Here is a 17082-nt window from a genome sequence, read left to right as displayed (position 1 = left end):
CGTCCAGCACACAATGCGCCCATGCTCAAAAGGTCACTTCTGCCCGCGCATATGTGGGTGCTCGTCGCGGTGTACTTCGTCGCCAGCCTGGCGCACTTCGCCCACAACGCCGAGTTCATCGCCTTCTATCCCAACATGCCGAGCTGGCTCACCCGGGAGCAGGTGTATCTCGCCTGGCTGGCCGTCAACAGCCTCGGCATCGCCGGTCTGCTCGTCGCTCGGCTGGGGCTTCGTGCGCTCGGCGTGCTTCTTGTCGGCGCGTACGGTGCCCTCGGGCTCGGCGGCCTCGGCCACTACACCCTTGCGCTCTGCTCCGAACACACGCTCGCGACCAACACGACCATATGGTCCGAAGCTGCCAGCGGGTTCATGCTGATGCTCGCTTCGGCACTGCTGCTTGCGCGTCGCATCGCCGAGTTTCGTACTTGACGCTTTCTCCGCGGCGCATCAGGAAGCCAGCCTCTTCATCTCCGCATAAAGGTCCGTCTTGCCCTCGAAGCCGATGCCCGGAAGCTCCGGCAGCACAACGTAGCTGTTGTCGACCTTGACGCCATCGGGAAAGCCACCGTAAGGCTGGAACAGGTCGGGGTAGGACTCATTGCCTCCCAGGCCCAGGCCGGCCGCGATCGCCAGGGACATCTGGTGACCGCCATGCGGGACGCAGCGCGACGCAGACCAGCCGTTTTCCTTCAGCATCTCCAAGGTCCGCAGGTACTCCACCAGGCCGTAGCTGAGTGCGCAGTCGAACTGCAGATAGTCGCGGTCGGGGCGCATGCCGCCGTAGCGGATCAGGTTGCGTGCGTCCTGCATCGAGAACAGGTTCTCGCCGGTGGCCATGGGGCCGCGGTAGTGCTGGGCGAGCTCGGCCTGCAGCGCATAGTCCAGCGGATCGCCGGCTTCCTCGTACCAGAACAGGTCGTACTCCGACAGCGCCTTCGCGTATTCGATGGCGGTCTTCAGGTCGAAGCGGCCGTTGGCGTCCACCGCAAGCTTCTGGCCCGGCCCGAGCAGCCTGAGCACCGCCTCGATGCGCTTGCGGTCCTCGGCCAGCGAAGCGCCGCCGATCTTCTTCTTGACGACGGAATAGCCGCGGTCCAGGTAGCTGCGCATCTCGCGCTCCAGGCCCTCGATGCCCTGGCCCGGCCAGTAGTAGCCGCCGGCCGCGTAGACGAAGACCTTGCGCTCGGCGCGGCCGTAGCCGTAGCGCTCGGCGAGCAACTGGTACAGGGGCTTCTGTTCGATCTTGGCGACCGCATCCCACACGGCCATGTCGATGGTGCCGACCGCGACCGAGCGCTCGCCATGCCCACCGGGCTTCTCATTCGTCATCATGGCGGCCCAGATCTTGTGGGGATCGAGGTTGTCGTGCTTGTCGTCGATCAGCGAGGCGGGTTCGGCCTCCAGGATGCGGGGGCGGAATCGCTCGCGGATGAGCGAGCCCTGGCCGTAGCGGCCGTTCGAATTGAAGCCGTAGCCCACCACCGGCTTGCCGTCGCGAATCACGTCGGTGACCACGGCCACGAGGCTCAGGGTCATCTTCGAGAAGTCGATGTAGGCGTTGCGGATGTTGGACTTGATGGGCTTGGTCTCTTCTTTGATGTCGATGATCTTCATGGTCGAACTCGATCAGGGTTAGCGCGGCAGCGAGGAGCCGCCGCAGATCTGGATGTCCTGGCCGGTGATGGCGCCGGCTTGCGCAGACAGGAGAAAGCCGACGAGTGCGGCAATCTCGTCTGGCCTGATCAGGCGGCCGATCGGCGGCAACACGGGCGCTTCCGCGGCGCGCGAAGGGTCGGTGGTCATGGCGGTCTGCGTGGCCGCCGGCGACACCACGTTCACCGTGACGCCGCGCGCGGCCACTTCCGCCGCCCAGCTACGCGCCAGCGCGACCAGCGCTGCCTTGGACGCGGCGTACTGGCTCCGGCCGGCCTTGCCCTGCGCGACGCGGCTGCCGACGAGGACGACGCGGCCATGGCCTGCCGCTGCCATGGCCGGCACCAGCACGTCGGCGATGCGCGTGGCGGCGTCGACGTGCAATCGCCACATCAGCTCGCCGTCGGAAGGGTTCAGGCTACCGATGGTGCCGACGCGCAGCACGCCCGCCGCATGGACGAAGGCCGTGACGCCGGCCGCCTGCCGCGCCACCTCGTCGGTCGCGGCTGCGTCCGAGAGGTCGACCTCGACGGCCGTGAACGCGGCGTGCGCGATGGCCGGCGCAGATCGATCGAAACCGGTGACTCGCCACCCGGCCGCCAGCAAGGCCTGCGCGATGGCGAGGCCGATGCCGGAACTGCTGCCGGTCACGAGGGCATGCGTGCTATTCGGCACGGATGTTCGCCTCGGAAATGATCTTGGCCGAACGTGCCATGTCTTCCTTCTGGAAGGTGGCGAAGTCGGCGATGCTGCCCGGCGTCAGCAGCAGGCCCTGGACGGTGAGCTTGTCCTTGATGTCGGGCGCGTTCAATGCCTTGTTGACCTCCGCGTTCAGCCGCTGCGCGATCTCCTGGGGCATCTTGGCCGGCGCCCACATGCCGTACCAGCTGTAGAACTCGTAGCCGGGCACGGTCTCCGCGACCGTCGGGGTGTTGGGCATGCTCTCGATGCGTGTCTTCGAGGTCACGGCCAGCACCTTCAACATGCCGCTCTTCGCGTACTGCGTCGAGCCGAGCACCGGGTCGACGAAGCCGTCGATCTGGCCGCCGATCAGGTCCTGGTAGGCGGGGCCGGAGCCCTTGTAAGGCACGACCAGGTAGTCGATGCCGCTCGCGCGCTTGAGCAGCTCGGTCGACAGATGGCCTGCCGAGGCCGGCGAGCCGATGGCGAAGCTCAGCTTGCCGGGGTGGGACTTCGCATGCGCGATCAAGCCCTTGAGGTCGTTCACCGGCAGGTTCTTGTTGACCGCAATGGAGAGCGGCGCCTTCGCGACCAGCGCGACGGGCTGGAAGTCCTTGTTGACGTCGTAGGGCGTCGTCTTCACCACCATCGGCGTGGTGGTGAAGGTCGACGGGCTGAAGAGGACCGTGTAGCCGTCGGGCGCCGCGCGGGCGACGGCCGCCGAGCCGATGGCGCCGCCGGCGCCGGCGCGGTTGTCGACGACCACGCTCTGGCCCAGCTGCTCGCCGAGCTTCTGCGCCAGCATGCGGCCCACCGTGTCGAGCGTGCCGCCGGGCGGGAACGGAATGATCATCGTGATGGGCTTGCTCGGCCAGGCCTGGGCGCCGGCGGCGCCTGCCAGACCGAGCAGCATGGCGGACAGTGCGCAATGCGCGAATTTTCTGCGTTGCATGGCAGTCATCCTTGGGTCTCGCCGCGCGCTCAGCGCTTCAGCAGACCCGCGTTGTCGAGCGCGGCGCGCAGCGCCTGCATCTCGGCCTCGCTCGGCGCTTCGGTCGGCGGGCGGGCGGTCGGGTCCTTGATGACGCCGGCGAGATACATACCGGCCTTCATGCGCGCATGCGCCTCGCCCGTGGGCTCGCCGCCGCCATACACCGCGTCCTTCAGCGGCGTGATCAGGGCCTGGACCTTCATGGCCTTCTTCAGGTCGCCGGCCTTGACCGCTTCCCAGAGATCGTTGATGAGGCCGGGAATGAAGGTCGCGAAGCCGACCAGTGCACCGTCGACGCCCTGCACCATCGACGCCAGCAGGTATTCGTCATGGCAGGTGAGGATGGACTTGGAGGCATCGGCCTCGCGAATCGCCTTGATGTCGCTTGCGTACTTGTTCATGTCGCGCTGGCCGACCTTGAAGGCCTGCACGTACGGCAGCTTCGCCAGTTCTGCCAGCGTGGCGGACGAATAGGCGGCCCGCGTCCAGGCGGGATACACGTGGGCCACCAGGTCCAGGCCGGCCTCCGAGATCGCCTCGAAGTAGTCGGCGACGTGCCCGGCGCGGAAGCCGAAGCGCAGCCAGTGGTGCGGCGGCATCACGTCAAGTGCGCGGGCGCCCGCGTCGCGCGCCATGCGCGCATGCTCCTTGGCTTCCAGCAGGCCTTCGCAGACGATCGAGGAGATCACCGGGAGCCTGCCCTCGAGCTCGCTGGCCACGATGCGCGTGACCTCCGCGCGCTCCTTCGCCGTCAGCGAGAACACCTCGCCGGTGTGGCCGTTGGTCATGACCGCGACCACGCCGGGCTGCTCGGCCAGCCAGGACGCATGGCGTCGCAGCTCGGGCTCGTCGATGCGGAAGTCGCGCGTGAAGGGGCAGGCGATGGCAGGAATGATCCCGCGGTAATTCTGGATGGTCGGCATGATGTCTCCTGGGTTAAAAACTCCTGGAACGGCGAGCAAGTCGCGTCCGAGTGGCCCCATGGTCGCCCTGCAGCGCGCCAAAGGCCAATGCCCGTTTTCTCTTCTTGTATGCCGCCAAAGCACCGCCGATGAATTTCTTGTGGCTCGAAGACTTCCTCGCCCTGGCCGCCACGGGCAACTTCTCCCGAGCCGCCGAGGAGCGGCACATGACCCAGCCGGCTTTCAGCCGGCGCATCCGCGCGCTGGAGGAGTGGCTCGGCGTGGTGCTGGTCGACCGCACCAGCCATCCGGCAACGCTGACCGAAGCCGGCGAGTGGTTCCGCTCATCGGCGCAGGAGCTGCTGGCGCGCGTGGCCCGCATGCCGGACGAGGCGCGCGCCGTCGCCGACGCGAGTTCGGCCACGCTGCGGATCGCCTCCACGCACGCCTTGTCGCTGACCTTCATGCCGGCATGGCTGCGCGGACTGGAATCCGGTGCGTCCGCCGGCCCGATGCAACTGGTGTCGGACGTGATGCAGCAATGCGAAGCACTGATGCTGCAAGGCCGCACGCAGTTCCTGCTGTGCCATGGGCATGCCCAGGTTCCCGGACGGCTGGAGGCAGGCGGCTTTCCCTCGTGCGTGGTCGGTGCCGACGCGCTGATCCCGGTCTGCGCCCCCGGTAAACGCAACACGCCGGTCCATGCGCTGCGCGGCACGGATTCGGCGCGCGTTCCCATGCTCGCCTACAGCACCGAGTCCGGCCTGGGCCGCATCATGCGCGCCGTCCTCGGGGCCAGGCTCGAGCAGCTGGCGACGAACGTGGTCCTCACCGCGCACCTTGCGACGGTCTTGAAGACGATGGCGCTCGAGGCGCGCGGTATCGCCTGGCTGCCTGTCAGCCTCATTCAAACCGAGCTGGCGGAAGGAACGCTCTTGCCGGTCGGAGACGGCAAATGGAACGTGGAGCTCGAGATCCGGTTGTTCCGCACGCCGGGACAGCTGCCGAGGGCGGCAGAAATGTTCTGGAGGGCGGCTATGCAATCGGCGCGACGCGTCTGAGCTATACGGTCCGGTCTTTGACAGCCCTGACCGCTCGGCGAGAGGACACTTCGCAACCAGGGACGATCTCGTCGCTGCATCGCATGGAGGCGCCATGAAGGTCGACACGTTTGACGAGGGCTTGGAGCACCGCAACATCCTGCCCTACGATCCCGCGTACTCCGATGTGTTCGCGCAAGTACGGCGGTACGTCCAAGAGAATCTGGAGAGCGTGGAGCTCGTTCACATTGGGAGCACAGCCATCCGCGGTTTGCGGGGCAAACCCATGGTGGATATCGCCGCCATCACGAGCCGAGAGGATCTACGCGCTGCGCAAGAGGAGTTTGAGAGGCTTGGATTTCACCGGCGTGCCGTGTGGGTGGACAAAGATGAGAAGCCGTACGTCTGCGGGTGCATTCAACACGACGGACGCAGGTTCAACATCAACATACACATCTGCCATCGGGGTGATCCGGTTCACAAGGACTCCTTGGCATTTGTGGACATCCTCCATCGACGTCCAGACCTGCGTAGGAAGTACGAGGAAGCCAAGGACCATGCTCACATGATCGATCCGGTCAATCCAGAGGTCTACAACCGGGAAAAAGAGGCTGTGATCAAAGAGATACACGCGCAGATCGGGCTGGCGTAGAGGCGGGCCGGTCAGCGTGTTGCGAGACCGGCGGAGCAACCGGTAGCGGCCGACCGCGGGAAGTTGCTGGCAAACTCGACTTCTCCTTGCTCTCACTGGTACCGGTATGCGCGTGAAACCTTCCTTCTTGGCCATCGCGCTGGCTCTGGCAATTCCCGCCATCGCACAGCCCGTAGACCAGGCGGACAACACCGATTGCAAAGCTAAGGAAGCTGCGCTCGAGCGGGACATCGACATCGCCCGCTCCAAGGGCCAAATGCTGCGCCGAAGGCAGCTCGCCGAGGCGTTGGCCGCCTTGCAAACTCGTTGCAAGGCGGTCGCCCCCCTGGAGCAAAGTCGCACAGCGCGCATCGAGAGGCTGGAGCAAGAAATCCGGGAACTGCGGCTGGAACTCAACCGTGCAGAGGAGCAATTGCGCGAGTTGAAGCACGGAGGGCCGTAACGGCTCGCCGCGCATCTGTTGGGGAGAGCCCAGCTACGAGCGGACGGCGGCCCCTGCTTTTTCTCCGGTGATTCGTCGATTCCATCACGCAACGCGTTGCGCTGGTTGGGGCAAACTGATCGCATGTTCAGAGCGCTGCTTCTTCTCCTTGTTGCCCTAGGCCCGCTCTGGCTCATCTACACGTTCGGCTTCTGGCTGCTCATCGCGTTCGTCGCGCTCACCGCCGCAACCTTTGTGTTTTCAACTGGGCAGGCGCGAGCATCCGAAGCGACTCAGGGTGGTCGGCTAACCGGCTATCACACCACCGAGTTTGCGGACTTCTAGGCGGGGCAAAGGCGCACATGACCCGCATCATTCCAGCGCTGGTCCTGGGGACGGCTTAGAGCCCGATAGCGTCGGTGCGCGGCGTGGCAGGATGCGGCCCAGCGGTCGTTCGGCGTGCCCGATCCGGAATCATGCTTGGAACCGGGCCGCTGCCGCGCGACAAACACATACTACGGGCCTTCGACAAACCGGCACCGGCCACATGTCCCTGACACTCCTCTTCCTGCAGCTCACCGTCATCCTGGTCACCGCTCGGACCTGCGGCCTCGTGCTTCGGGCATTCGGCCAACCGATGGTCATTGGCGAGATGGCGGCGGGGATCCTGCTCGGGCCGGTCGTGTTCGGCGCGCTGTTCCCGCAGTGGCATCAACAGCTTTTTCCCCCAGCATCGCTTCCAGGGCTGTCCTCGCTAGCGACCGTGGGGGTCGTGCTGTTCATGTTCATCGTCGGCGCCGAGCTACGCGCGCCCAGCGGCATGGGGGCGCAGTTCAGGGCTGCGGGCTGGGTCGGCGTATCGAGCATGGTGCTCCCGATGGTCCTGGGCCTTGCGATCGCGCCGGTCCTTCATCCTGCGCTCGCACCGCAGGGTGTGGAATTCTGGCCATTCGCGCTGTTCCTCGGCGTGGCGCTGTCGATCACCGCGTTCCCGGTGCTGGCCCGCATCCTCAAGGACCGCAACATGACGCGCACGCGCATCGGCCAGCTGTCGCTCGGCGCCGCCGGCGTGGTAGATGCGCTGGCGTGGATTCTGCTGGCGCTGGTTGTCGCGCTGGCGAGTGCTGGCGCCGGACTGCAGGGTTTCATTCGCATCGCGATCGGCCTGGTTGTGCTGGTGACCGTGGTATTCCTCGCTGTGAAGCCGATGCTGGCCTGGTTGCTGCGCACCCACGCGCCGGACGGCGTGCCTTCGCCGATGATGCTGGCAGCGCTGCTGATCGGCATGTTCGTCTGCGCCATGCTCACTGAATGGCTGCATCTGCACGCAGTCTTCGGCGCGTTCCTCTTCGGTGTTGCTCTTCCGCGCAACGACCGGCTTCTGCACGCGCTGGCCGAGCGGATAGAGCCACTGTCGATCGTCGTGCTGATGCCGATCTTCTTTGCGCTGGCTGGGCTGGGAACCAGTGCCGGCGCGTTCGCGAACAGCGGCCTGGGCATGCTTGCACTGATTCTGCTGGTGGCCAGCGTCGGCAAGATCGTTGGCGGTGCGGCCGGTGCGCGGATGTGCGGCTACGGCTGGCGGGAGAGCCTGGCGACGGGATCGCTGATGAATTCACGTGGCCTGATGGAACTCATCGTGATCAAGGTCGGGCTTGACGCTGGACTGATCGGGGCCGAGTTGTTCACGATGCTGCTGGTGATGGCTCTGGTCACGACGGCCGCGACAGGCCCGCTACTTTCGCTGATCGCCCGGAAGAGCCCGAAGCCGATCGATCGGCCGACGAGCGCCTAGACCGCGCCCGGAGGCGCGGTGACGGACTTGTCATCGCGGTCGCATGCAGCATGCATGAGGCCGGAAGCCGGCTCAATTCGAGTTGGCCGTCAACACCTTGCGGCCATTCAACGGTTGCACAGGCCGTGCATTCATCTTGTAGAGCTTCCTGAACGCGGCAAGCTGCGAGGCGGAGAGCTCGACTGGCGTCTTCAGCACCTGCCAACGCACCTCTTCGCTGCAAGGCGGCGTCGTCAGCGATCCCATGAAGGCGTAGTAGGCACGATCGGCAGGTAGCAGATCGGCCGGGTTGATGGCGACGTCCAGCTTCAGGGTTTCGCCTTCCTTGGCCGGCAGGTGGTCGAACACGGGCTTCAGCGCCGCGTTCTCCTTTCCGGCCTTGAACAGCACCGCAATGACGGCGAGCTGTCCCTCTGCGTTCTTATGCACGAGATGCGCAACCAAGGGGTACGCCTTGCCGTCGATCTTCTCTTCGCTCGGCGTGTGGAAATGGAACTGCAGCAGCTTGTACTCGACCCGATCGAGGGTGACCGAGCCGGCCGCGGGCAGATTCACCTGGATCGTGTGGCCGTTGTTGACCACTTCACCGGTCTCGGCCGCGTAGGCAAAGCCGAGGGGCTTCGCGCCAGGCGATTTCTCGACCACCCGGGTGTCGACGTTGATCGGCGATTGGTGCTTGCCTAGCTTGCACAGCTTGAAGCTTTCATCCAACTCAGCCCAGTGGGCGGCGCTGCCGTGGCCCTGGTAGCTCCAATGGGGATGGCCTTGGGCAAAGGCCAGGGGTGCGACGCTCAGTGCACATGCCGCAGCAAGCAACAGTTTTGATTTCATGGATCCTCGTTGGGTAAACGCCGGCGATTGTAGGTACGGGCAATGAACACAGTCTTAATCGTCAAGACAGTTGCAGCACTCCGCCGACATGCAGGCGCAAATGCGCGAAGCTTCGTCGCTGCGATGAAGTTTCAGCGCGTCACGGTCGAGCCGTGACGGGCAGAATGCGGGCCAATAGCGGTCGTCCGCTGGACATACCTGCCGCCATCCATTCCTGTCATTCCCAAGGATTCCTTGAATGCGCCGACTTGCCAAGCCTGAGGACATTGAGGCCGTGTTCTCAATCTACGCGCACGAGAAGGTAGTACCGTTCCTCACCTACGAACCCATGTTGCTCGACGAGTTCGAAGGTATCTACGATGAGCTCATCAGAAGCAGTTGTTTCTACCTGTGGGAAGTCGATGGCTCGCTCGCCGGCTTCTACAAGGCGACTCGCTACCCAGGTCGGGTGCGGCATGTCGCCTTGCTTGGAACCCTGGCGGTAGACCCGCGACGCCACGGGCAAGGCATAGGGCATGCCATGCTTGCTGATGCGATAGAGCGGCTCAAGGCCGAGGGTGTCCGACGCATCGAGCTGTACGCCGAGAGCGACAACACGCAAGCACTGCGCTTCTATGGAAAGCTGGGTTTTCTACACGAGGGCACTCTGCGCGAGTTCTACAAACGGGCCAACGAGCCACATTACGTAGACGAGTACGTGCTGGGGCTGCTTGTGAAGGCGTGAACGCGACGCGGCGATAACCCTACCTAGGCATGATGTGAACATGGCTCGAAATGTAGAAATCAAAGCACGCGTGCAGGACCTTGCACGGCTAGCTGCCGTGACGGCCAGTTTTGCCGACACGGGGCCAGTCGACATCTTCCAGGATGACACCTTCTTTGCATGCCCAAGCGGTCGGCTGAAGCTGCGGGCATTCAGCGATGGGACTGGAGAGTTGATTTTCTACCGGCGCCCCGACCAGGCCGGGCCGAAAGAGTCTTTCTACGTTCGCACGCCGACCTCTGAACCGGACGGGCTCCGCGAAGCGCTGAACCTTGCCTATGGCACGGTCGGGCGAGTTGTGAAGCATCGGGTTCTGTATATCGCCGGACGTACGCGCATCCATCTTGACGAGGTTCGTGGGCTGGGTGCCTTCCTCGAACTTGAAGTGGTACTGCGGGACGACGAGGGACGCGACGACGGAACCCGCGAAGCGGCACAACTCATGGAGCGTCTCGCGATTGATTCTGCCCAGTTGGTGGAGGTTGCGTACGTAGACCTCCTCAAGCAGCGTTCCGAGTTGCGGTCCGCCGAGCAGTGCAGCCTTTCTCGTCAAATATGAAAACACCCGCAATCATCAACGAATGGTTTGCTGAAAAGGTGGAGCTACTCCCTTGGGCAAGCGTGCACGAAGGGCGCATCGTTTCTCACGAGTGGCGTCGGCAGCTTGGTGGAAGGAACATGAGCGCGGCTCTGACCGCCGCCATCAAACCTGCCGCAACTTTTTCCTTTTCGGTCAGCGCGGACGGCATCGATGACGAGTACGTCGCAGCGGCGAAGAACGGAGTCCTGACGACGCTGCTCGCGCAGAGCTACGTTTCAGTCTTGGCGTGCAACGTCGAGCTCTCGGGCTTTCGCGATGGCGGCCAGGACGCTTCGTACGCTGCGTTCTTCATGGTCGCCAAGGAGGCCACTGAACGACTCCTGGGAGTTGTCCCAGGTTTCAAACACAACATCGACTGGGGCGGCGGGCAGCCGTAAACGGCTACGACCGGACACTCCCATCAGCCTCCTACTTCTCACAAGAGCACGAACCTGATAAAGAGCCGCATCATGTACATCGAAGCGAAGTCGGGCGGTCTGACAGGACCAGCTCGCATCGGCCGAGTCACCTGCTCCAAGTCCGGGGCAACGCTGTACTACGGAGGCAAAGCTTTTCGTAGCCTTAAAGGGAGCGGATTCAAGTCGAACTACTTCGACGTTGAGACAGGCGAGCACTACTGGATTTCAGGACCCCGCCGGGACGGCAAGGACGCTCTGTACGCCACGCACGTCCGGCCCGTCATTGACGACGACGTTCAGGACGAATACTGGTCGAAGGTTCGCGGGGTTGCCTCCTCACCGCTCGAGGGCGAGAAACAGGTCGCTTGAAGATTGGCGCCCAGTGCAAAGGCAGAATGCGGCCAGAAGCGGCCCCTTCGGCAGAGGTGTGCTTGGTTCAACTGAATCTTCGGAGTTTTCGTGTACGTATCGAAGCACCACGCACAGTCCGACTTTGTCGAAGCCCAGGCATTGATAGAGGCCTACCCGCTGGGCGCGTGGGTCGCGCCAAGCGGCGAAGGGCTGGTCGCAAACCATGTTCCCTTTCTGCTGGACAGGTCGCGCGGCAAGCTCGGAACACTTCTTGGCCACGTCTCGCGCGCCAATCCCGTGTGGACGCAGCTCCTCGCATCGAAGCATTCAGTGGTCATGTTCCAAGGCCCTCAGTCGTACATCACGCCTGGCTGGTACCCGAGTAAGCAAGAGCACGGGAAGGTCGTCCCAACCTGGAACTACGCGGTCGCACACGCACACGGCGTGGCCCGAGCCATCAACGACGAAGCCTGGCTGCGTGACATGCTGGTTCGCTTGACGGCTGTTCATGAGTCCTCACAGCAACCGCCTTGGAAGGTGACGGACGCGCCAGCGGACTTCATCGACAAGCTCTTGCGTGCGGTGGTGGGCATAGAGATTCCAATCGAGCGCTTGGTCGGAAAGCTCAAGGCGAGTCAAGATGAAGCATTGCAAGACAGGCTAGGCACCGTCGCCGGGCTTGCCGCCGAAGGGACTGAGAACGCTGCGGCAATGGCTTCCGTTGTCGAGCGCGCTATGTCTGGGCGTGAAGACGTCTGACCCAGCGACGGGGACTCCAACTCAACGTCGGCTTCAGAGAAAATCGTAGGACCGCAGTGGGGCCCATTGCGGAAGTTCGAGAGACCAACTTCGACACCGCAAAGGACCGCTCAACGTTTGAGCTCAGCCGCGCGCGAAGGCCGCAGGCCCGCTGCGGCTGGAGCGATCAGTCAGCACTGCTCGCATTTCGCGCCGCCCCCGCCAGCCCGTTCGACGATGTCCCTGGCGGCCGCGTGAATCCGCCCGATCGTTTGAGCTGCCGGCCATAGTCCAGCGCCCAGCCACGTCAGAACTCCCCGAGCGTCGCACCGTTGGTCGGCTTCTGCAGCCAGTTCGCGATGTCGCCGCCCAACGCATAGGTCACCACGCCCACCATGCTGCAGGTGCTGCGCGGCACGCCGAAGTAAATGAACATCTGTCGCTGCGCAGTGAAGCCGGCGGGCGGCTCTCCGCTGCGTTCCAAGGTGCCGCGCAATTGCACGATCTTGGGTCCGCCATAGAGGCCGCCGGCGTTCGCAAGAATGTCGGTGATCTCGATCTTCAGCACAGGCGCCCCGTCGGTGCCAGGAGAGCGGGCCGGAAGCAGGTATTCGTAGGGCGCGATCAACTGGTCTTGCACGGCCTGCTGCAACGAGGCCGGCACATCGCACGGATCGTCTTTCTTCGATAGCTGAAGGCCCTTGGCGGTCGTGCCATATGCGATGGCAGGCATCACCACCGTATTGCGCGCGCTGGCGGCGGCCGGCTCTGCCTGCGGCGCTGCGGGCTGGCGCGAGCCGCAGGCAGCCAACAGCACGATGGTGTTCAGTACGACGAGAAGCCGTGTGGCTGCGCGCCCCGCAAATGATGGTTGGGCCATGAAGATCTCTTGAAGGAAGGGTGAGGTGCCTGACGGCAGGAGTGCACCTGCAGCCTCCCATGCATATCGGCAGAGCGCTGCAATTGTTTAGCCGGTCGACCGCGTGTTCATGGCCGCGCGCCGGTGCCTACAATCGCCGGCGTCGACCAAATGGCCGCAAGCGGTTGGCGATCAACTCGAATTGGGCCGGCTTCCGGCCTGACACACTCCAAGCATGAATACCGCGCTCCTTGTTATCGATGTCCAGCAGGGCCTTTGCGAAGGCGAGCATGATGCCTTCGAGTCGCAGCAAGTCATCCGTCGAATCAATCAGGTGGCGGACAGGGCTCGCGCCGCTGGCGCATTGGTGGTCTTCGTCCAGCATGAATCGAATGCCGGCTACCTCGAGTTCGGAACGGATTCGTGGCAGCTGGCCCGTGGCCTCGAAGTGAAGGCGACGGACCTGCGCATCCGAAAGACCTCCCCTGACTCGTTCCATCGCACGGAGCTCGAGCAAGTGCTCAAGGACAACGGCGTCACGGACCTTGTCGTTTGCGGAATGCACACGGAGTTCTGCGTGGACACGACGACGCGAAGGGCTCTGGCGCTGGGCTACCCGGTGGTCCTGGTCGAGGACGCGCACACGACGGAGGGGAATCAGTACCTGTCGGCGCCTCAGGTGGTTCAGCACCACAACACAACCCTCAGCAACATCAGCAGTTTTGGCCCTCGCGTTCGCCTGGTCTCGACTGCAGACTTTCGAATCGGCGCGTGAAGGTTGCGGTTTATCAAGACATGTAGATGACGCTGAAGCGCTCACAGACTACGGGCATGACTTGGCTTGGCGCTCGCCCGATGCGAGCGCACTCGCGGCCGAAGTAGGCCCAATGGACGTCGCGCCAGTACGCCAATGACCCGTCGCCTTCGCCCTCGCTGGCGGCGAACTCGGCTGTGACCTGCTCGAACGGCACCACCTCGATCTCCAGAGTCTCGATGACGCACGCGGGCTTGCCGTCCCAGTAAGTGACGACGCTGAGGGCGCCTGGCTTGGGTGGCGAGACGCCTGCGCTCTCGTACGTCCAGACAAGACCGGCAGTGGCACGCTTGACGCCCGCGAGCACGAGCTGCACCAGTTCGTTGGCGCCGGCTTCGTTGTCGTGGAAGTGGAAGGCCTCGAAGAACCGGGCGGAGCGATCTTCTCCCATCTCGGTGCAGAAGTCCTGCCAGAACGCGGCGATGCTTGGTGGGATGTTCATGCGTTTACTGCGGGTTGACTTCGTTTCATGGCCAGCGCAATCAGTTTGCGCTGGGCGGTCCGCTTGATGCAAGATGCCCCGCTTGGAGCGCACCGGCGTACGAAGGGGCCGACATGGCGATCATCGGAAGCGGCAGCGCCCCATGGTGCTGCGCGGCCCGGACCCGGCCCATATCAAGGCCTTCCATCCCACGCTGGTGAAGGTCACGCAGCGCTTCGAACGCCGCTGGTGGGGCTGAAGTTGCGGCTGCGCGTGCGAAGGTAGTCCGATCGATCAGAACTGGAAATTCTGATCGACAAGGTCGCTCGCAGTGATGTCGACCTGCCGCGTGCTGACAGCGCCCGCGTCACTGGTTGCCTGGATGCTGTATTTGCCCGCGGCGGCGGTGTCTGCCGTCAGCGGAATGGGAAGCGTCGTCTGATAGGTGCCCACCATGGGCGCGGCCGTCGGCAGCGCCGGCTGCGCATCGAAAAGGCCGTAGGCTCCCGTATCGAGGTTGCTCGCCGTGGCGGCGATCTCGAATGTGCGCGCGCCGCTCAGCTGCAGGGCCCGGATCGTTGCTTGCGCGCTGGCCGGGCTGACAGCCCCGGAAACCTTGCGAAATGCCGAGCTCGGTAGTGTGATGGGGGCGCCCGCGGTGGCAAGGGCCGTGCTGCCGCCGGCGGTGACCGGAACGTCCCGAATGATGCCGGTGCCGCGAGCGTTGGTCGAGGTGGGCACGATCACCACGTCCACGGTGCCCACGCTGCTGCTCTGCTCGATCGGCGACAACGTGAAGTTGCCGTTCGCGTCCGCCACCGAAGCCTTGACCACCGTACCGTTGCGCTCGGCATAGACCCTGGCACCCGGCGCACTGGCCAACACGCCGGTCACCGAGCCGCTGACCGCGCTCGGAAGCGCCGTCACTACCGGCTTGAGGCCGTAGGTGCCGTTGCCGCGCGTCACGATCGACTTGCAGGCATCGAAGTCCAGGATCAGGTCGGTCAGCGTGTCGGCCGCCACGGTGAAGGGACGGATGATCTTGATGCCGGACTGCACCGCGCTGGGGGTGTCGAGCGGCTGCTCGACACCGCCGGTCGGCACCACCGAGTTGGCGACCTTGCCGGCCCCGTTGGCCGCGAGCACCAGGCGAATCTGCTGGTACGTGCCGGCTGCGAGCGGCGTCTGGCCAAGCGTCGTGAGCACGCCGTTGGTCAACGACAAAAGATCGATGCGTCGTGCCGGATCGACCGCGATGTCAACCCATCCGGATCCGCCTGCGTCGACGCCGGCATCGCCGTGGACCCGCACTTTCTCGACGGTGACGAAGACATTGTCGAAGCCGCAGGCGGGCGCATCTGTCATCGATACGCGCAGCGTGCCTGAAGAATTGGCAGCCGTCGTCCCGGTCCCGGCCGAGAACCCGCCGCCTCCGCCGCCCCCACCTCCGCAGGCCGAGAGCACGAGGGCACTGCTCAGGGTCAGCATGCGAAGTGAGTACGCCAAGGGGTTCTTGATTTTCAGCATGTCCGGCTCTGTTGTTTCGAGGTTCAGAAGCAAATGTGAAAAAGTCACATTCGACGCCTGAATCCTACAAGGCAGGGGTGCACGCTGCAAGACAACGATGGTGTTATCAGCAGGCGATGTGGTCGTTGGTCAGGCTCCCGGCTCGTCCCGGCAACCGACAGGCTGGCCTTCGGCCGAATCCTCAATGGCATGCGAGAAAGCCCGCCACGACGTCGTTGACCAGCTCCGGATGCGTGACCGGCCCCATGTGCCCGAGCCCGGCGAACTCGATGACGGTGACCTTGGCCAGCGTGCCGGTCAAAAGCCTGGCCACCCCGCGCGACGAAGCGGGAGACTGCCCGCCCATCATGTACAGCACCGGGAGATCGAGCGCGCGAAAGGCCCGCAGGGGCGTGGGCTCGGAGAAGAGCGCCCGGGCCCAGCCCGCGACGTTGACCATGGATGCGGCGACGGGCGCCTGGCGCGCCTCAGGCATGCCGCTCCAGCTTCCCGGGCCCATCCAGTAGTCGATGAAGCGCTGGGCGGCGGCAGCCTGGTCGCCGGCATCGATGGCCGCGGCGGCATCGGCCACGGCAAAGCGGATGCCGTTCGCCGCCTCCTGGCCTGGCGCTTCTTCTTCGAGCAGCGCGAACAGGGTCGGTTCGTACAACGCGATGGCGCGAATCCGCTCGGGGCGGGCGAGCGCCGCCATCAGGGCCACCGCGGCGCCGTAGGAGTGCCCGACCAGGAAGAAGGGTTCGCCGGCCGCCGCGAACACAGGCTCCAGGAGCGCGACCTCGTCGCCCAGCGCGACGACACGGTCAGGCGGCCAGGCAGGACTCCTGCCGGCGCCGAAGGAGTCGGGAGCGAAGACGCGGTAACTCGGCGACAGGCGCTCCATCAGCGCACGCCACTGCGCGGAAGCGCTCGCATTGGCGTGGATGCAGACGACGCCGGGGCCGGCGCCGGCTTCGCGGAAATAAGGCGGTTGCTGTTGTGGCATGGGCACCGACTGTCGTGCCGATGCGCGGCGGCGTCCTGCCCGCGCGTCGGGCATGCTTGCCCGATCGTCCGCATGTCGCTGCCGTCAACGCGTGTGGGACAGCCTCACCTCGTGCCCTTCGGCCTGCGCCAGGAGCTGGGCAATCGCGTCGGCCGCCATTTCCAGGCGCTTCACGTCGCGCTCTTCGAGATCGGCGCCCGGCTCGAAGCTGAAACCGCACAGCACGCCGTAGAGGGTGCCGTCGGTGAACCGCACCGGCACGCCGATGTGGGCGCCCATGCCGTCGTAGTAGTCGGGCAAACCATTCGCGATCCGCACGCGCGTGATGTCGGGCACCAGGCAATCCATCCGGCCGTCGATGATCCGCTGGCAGATGGTTTCGTCCAGCGGGTGGAACTGCCCCGGCTGAACGATGGCCGGCGCGGTCTTCGAATCGATGTGGCGGAACACGCGATTGGCGTTCACGAACTCGCCGACGAACAGCACCTCGAGATCGAGCTGTTCGCGCACGACGCGCAGAAGACTGCCGATGCAACGCTCGATGAGGCCGGCGTCCGCATTCGCGACTGCGTCCGCTGTGATGGCGGCGATGCGCGTCTCCCAGCCCTCCGGGTTCTCCGATTCACTGTCGAAGATCGTTCTCATGTATATCCACTTTCATG

General features: G+C 64.6%; 22 protein-coding genes. 12 read left to right on the top strand and 10 right to left on the bottom strand.

Annotated elements, in window-relative coordinates:
* Positions 1-57 precede the first annotated feature (57 nt).
* Positions 58-429, top strand: a complete 372-nt coding sequence (locus ACSQ86_RS00745; protein WP_139191657.1) for a hypothetical protein — start codon at positions 58-60, stop codon at positions 427-429.
* Positions 430-447: 18 nt separating this feature from the next.
* Here ACSQ86_RS00745 and ACSQ86_RS00740 read toward each other — a convergent pair whose 3' ends face one another.
* From ACSQ86_RS00740 to ACSQ86_RS00725, 4 genes are read right to left on the bottom strand one after another with little or no spacing between them, the layout of a single operon-like run.
* Positions 448-1614, bottom strand: a complete 1167-nt coding sequence (locus ACSQ86_RS00740) for a mandelate racemase/muconate lactonizing enzyme family protein (RefSeq protein WP_436308305.1) — start codon at positions 1612-1614, stop codon at positions 448-450.
* A gap of 18 nt (positions 1615-1632) precedes the next feature.
* Positions 1633-2328: an SDR family NAD(P)-dependent oxidoreductase gene (locus tag ACSQ86_RS00735; protein WP_436302331.1), complete on the bottom strand. Its 696-nt coding sequence runs from the start codon at positions 2326-2328 to the stop codon at positions 1633-1635.
* Positions 2318-3286: a Bug family tripartite tricarboxylate transporter substrate binding protein gene (locus tag ACSQ86_RS00730; RefSeq protein ID WP_436302330.1), complete on the bottom strand. Its 969-nt coding sequence runs from the start codon at positions 3284-3286 to the stop codon at positions 2318-2320. Before ACSQ86_RS00730 ends, ACSQ86_RS00735 begins: the two co-directional genes overlap by 11 nt.
* A 29-nt stretch (positions 3287-3315) precedes the next feature.
* Positions 3316-4248 carry a dihydrodipicolinate synthase family protein gene (locus tag ACSQ86_RS00725; protein WP_436292249.1) on the bottom strand — a complete coding sequence of 311 codons (933 nt, stop codon included), beginning with the start codon at positions 4246-4248 and terminating at the stop codon, positions 3316-3318.
* A 128-nt stretch (positions 4249-4376) separates the two neighbouring features.
* Between ACSQ86_RS00725 and ACSQ86_RS00720 the strand changes: the two genes are divergently transcribed.
* The 5 genes from ACSQ86_RS00720 to ACSQ86_RS00700 all read left to right on the top strand — a co-directional run bounded on the left by ACSQ86_RS00720 (position 4377) and on the right by ACSQ86_RS00700 (position 8135).
* On the top strand, positions 4377-5288 hold the full coding sequence (locus tag ACSQ86_RS00720; protein WP_436292248.1) for a LysR family transcriptional regulator: 912 nt from the start codon (positions 4377-4379) through the stop codon (positions 5286-5288).
* 94 nt (positions 5289-5382) lie between these two features.
* Positions 5383-5919, top strand: coding sequence for a GrpB family protein (locus ACSQ86_RS00715; protein WP_436302329.1), 537 nt, complete (start codon positions 5383-5385; stop codon positions 5917-5919).
* 127 nt (positions 5920-6046) lie between these two features.
* Positions 6047-6361 (top strand): DUF1090 family protein, encoded by a 315-nt coding sequence (locus ACSQ86_RS00710; protein ID WP_436308304.1) that lies wholly within the window; start codon positions 6047-6049, stop codon positions 6359-6361.
* 123 nt (positions 6362-6484) lie between these two features.
* The gene (locus tag ACSQ86_RS00705; RefSeq protein ID WP_436302327.1) at positions 6485-6685 is read left to right on the top strand and encodes a hypothetical protein; all 201 of its coding nucleotides are present in this window, start codon (positions 6485-6487) and stop codon (positions 6683-6685) included.
* A gap of 202 nt (positions 6686-6887) precedes the next feature.
* Positions 6888-8135 (top strand): cation:proton antiporter domain-containing protein, encoded by a 1248-nt coding sequence (locus ACSQ86_RS00700; protein ID WP_436302326.1) that lies wholly within the window; start codon positions 6888-6890, stop codon positions 8133-8135.
* Between the two features lie 72 nt (positions 8136-8207).
* Here ACSQ86_RS00700 and ACSQ86_RS00695 read toward each other — a convergent pair whose 3' ends face one another.
* Complete coding sequence (locus tag ACSQ86_RS00695; protein WP_436308303.1) at positions 8208-8966, bottom strand: carbonic anhydrase; 759 nt, start codon at positions 8964-8966, stop codon at positions 8208-8210.
* Positions 8967-9204: 238 nt separating this feature from the next.
* On the opposite strand from ACSQ86_RS00695, the gene ACSQ86_RS00690 reads away from it, so the two are divergent.
* The 5 genes from ACSQ86_RS00690 (at position 9205) to ACSQ86_RS00670 (ending at position 11838) form a co-directional block, all read left to right on the top strand.
* The gene (locus ACSQ86_RS00690) at positions 9205-9690 is read left to right on the top strand and encodes a GNAT family N-acetyltransferase (protein WP_093104558.1); all 486 of its coding nucleotides are present in this window, start codon (positions 9205-9207) and stop codon (positions 9688-9690) included.
* Positions 9691-9730: 40 nt separating this feature from the next.
* Positions 9731-10288 (top strand): class IV adenylate cyclase, encoded by a 558-nt coding sequence (locus ACSQ86_RS00685; protein WP_436306232.1) that lies wholly within the window; start codon positions 9731-9733, stop codon positions 10286-10288.
* On the top strand, positions 10285-10707 hold the full coding sequence (locus ACSQ86_RS00680) for a hypothetical protein (protein ID WP_436302324.1): 423 nt from the start codon (positions 10285-10287) through the stop codon (positions 10705-10707). The genes ACSQ86_RS00685 and ACSQ86_RS00680 overlap by 4 nt, the downstream gene beginning before the upstream one ends.
* Positions 10708-10779: 72 nt before the next feature.
* Positions 10780-11097 carry a 1-deoxy-D-xylulose-5-phosphate synthase gene (locus ACSQ86_RS00675; RefSeq protein WP_436302323.1) on the top strand — a complete coding sequence of 106 codons (318 nt, stop codon included), beginning with the start codon at positions 10780-10782 and terminating at the stop codon, positions 11095-11097.
* A 90-nt stretch (positions 11098-11187) separates the two neighbouring features.
* Positions 11188-11838 carry an FMN-binding negative transcriptional regulator gene (locus ACSQ86_RS00670; RefSeq protein WP_436302322.1) on the top strand — a complete coding sequence of 217 codons (651 nt, stop codon included), beginning with the start codon at positions 11188-11190 and terminating at the stop codon, positions 11836-11838.
* Between the two features lie 286 nt (positions 11839-12124).
* Here the strand turns inward: ACSQ86_RS00670 and ACSQ86_RS00665 are convergent, their stop codons facing one another.
* Positions 12125-12697, bottom strand: a complete 573-nt coding sequence (locus tag ACSQ86_RS00665; protein WP_436302321.1) for a hypothetical protein — start codon at positions 12695-12697, stop codon at positions 12125-12127.
* A 214-nt stretch (positions 12698-12911) separates the two neighbouring features.
* On the opposite strand from ACSQ86_RS00665, the gene ACSQ86_RS00660 reads away from it, so the two are divergent.
* Entirely contained in the window at positions 12912-13451 is a 540-nt protein-coding gene (locus tag ACSQ86_RS00660) for a cysteine hydrolase family protein (protein WP_436302320.1), read from the top strand.
* Positions 13452-13464: 13 nt separating this feature from the next.
* Here ACSQ86_RS00660 and ACSQ86_RS00655 read toward each other — a convergent pair whose 3' ends face one another.
* The 4 genes from ACSQ86_RS00655 to ACSQ86_RS00640 all read right to left on the bottom strand — a co-directional run bounded on the left by ACSQ86_RS00655 (position 13465) and on the right by ACSQ86_RS00640 (position 17065).
* A complete protein-coding gene (locus ACSQ86_RS00655) occupies positions 13465-13932 on the bottom strand; it encodes an ASCH domain-containing protein (RefSeq protein WP_436302319.1) in 468 nt (155 codons plus the stop codon).
* Between the two features lie 273 nt (positions 13933-14205).
* Positions 14206-15438 (bottom strand): DUF4382 domain-containing protein, encoded by a 1233-nt coding sequence (locus ACSQ86_RS00650; protein WP_436302317.1) that lies wholly within the window; start codon positions 15436-15438, stop codon positions 14206-14208.
* Positions 15439-15619: 181 nt separating this feature from the next.
* On the bottom strand, positions 15620-16420 hold the full coding sequence (locus ACSQ86_RS00645) for an alpha/beta fold hydrolase (protein ID WP_436302316.1): 801 nt from the start codon (positions 16418-16420) through the stop codon (positions 15620-15622).
* Positions 16421-16504: 84 nt separating this feature from the next.
* A complete protein-coding gene (locus ACSQ86_RS00640; protein WP_436302315.1) occupies positions 16505-17065 on the bottom strand; it encodes a GAF domain-containing protein in 561 nt (186 codons plus the stop codon).
* Between the last annotated feature and the right edge of the window lie 17 nt (positions 17066-17082).

The organism is Variovorax sp. LjRoot130 (genome assembly GCF_964253755.1).
Taxonomy (GTDB): Bacteria; Pseudomonadota; Gammaproteobacteria; order Burkholderiales; family Burkholderiaceae_C; genus Variovorax.
Note: the sequence above shows the minus strand (reverse complement) of the source record. Positions and strands in the feature narration are given on the sequence as shown.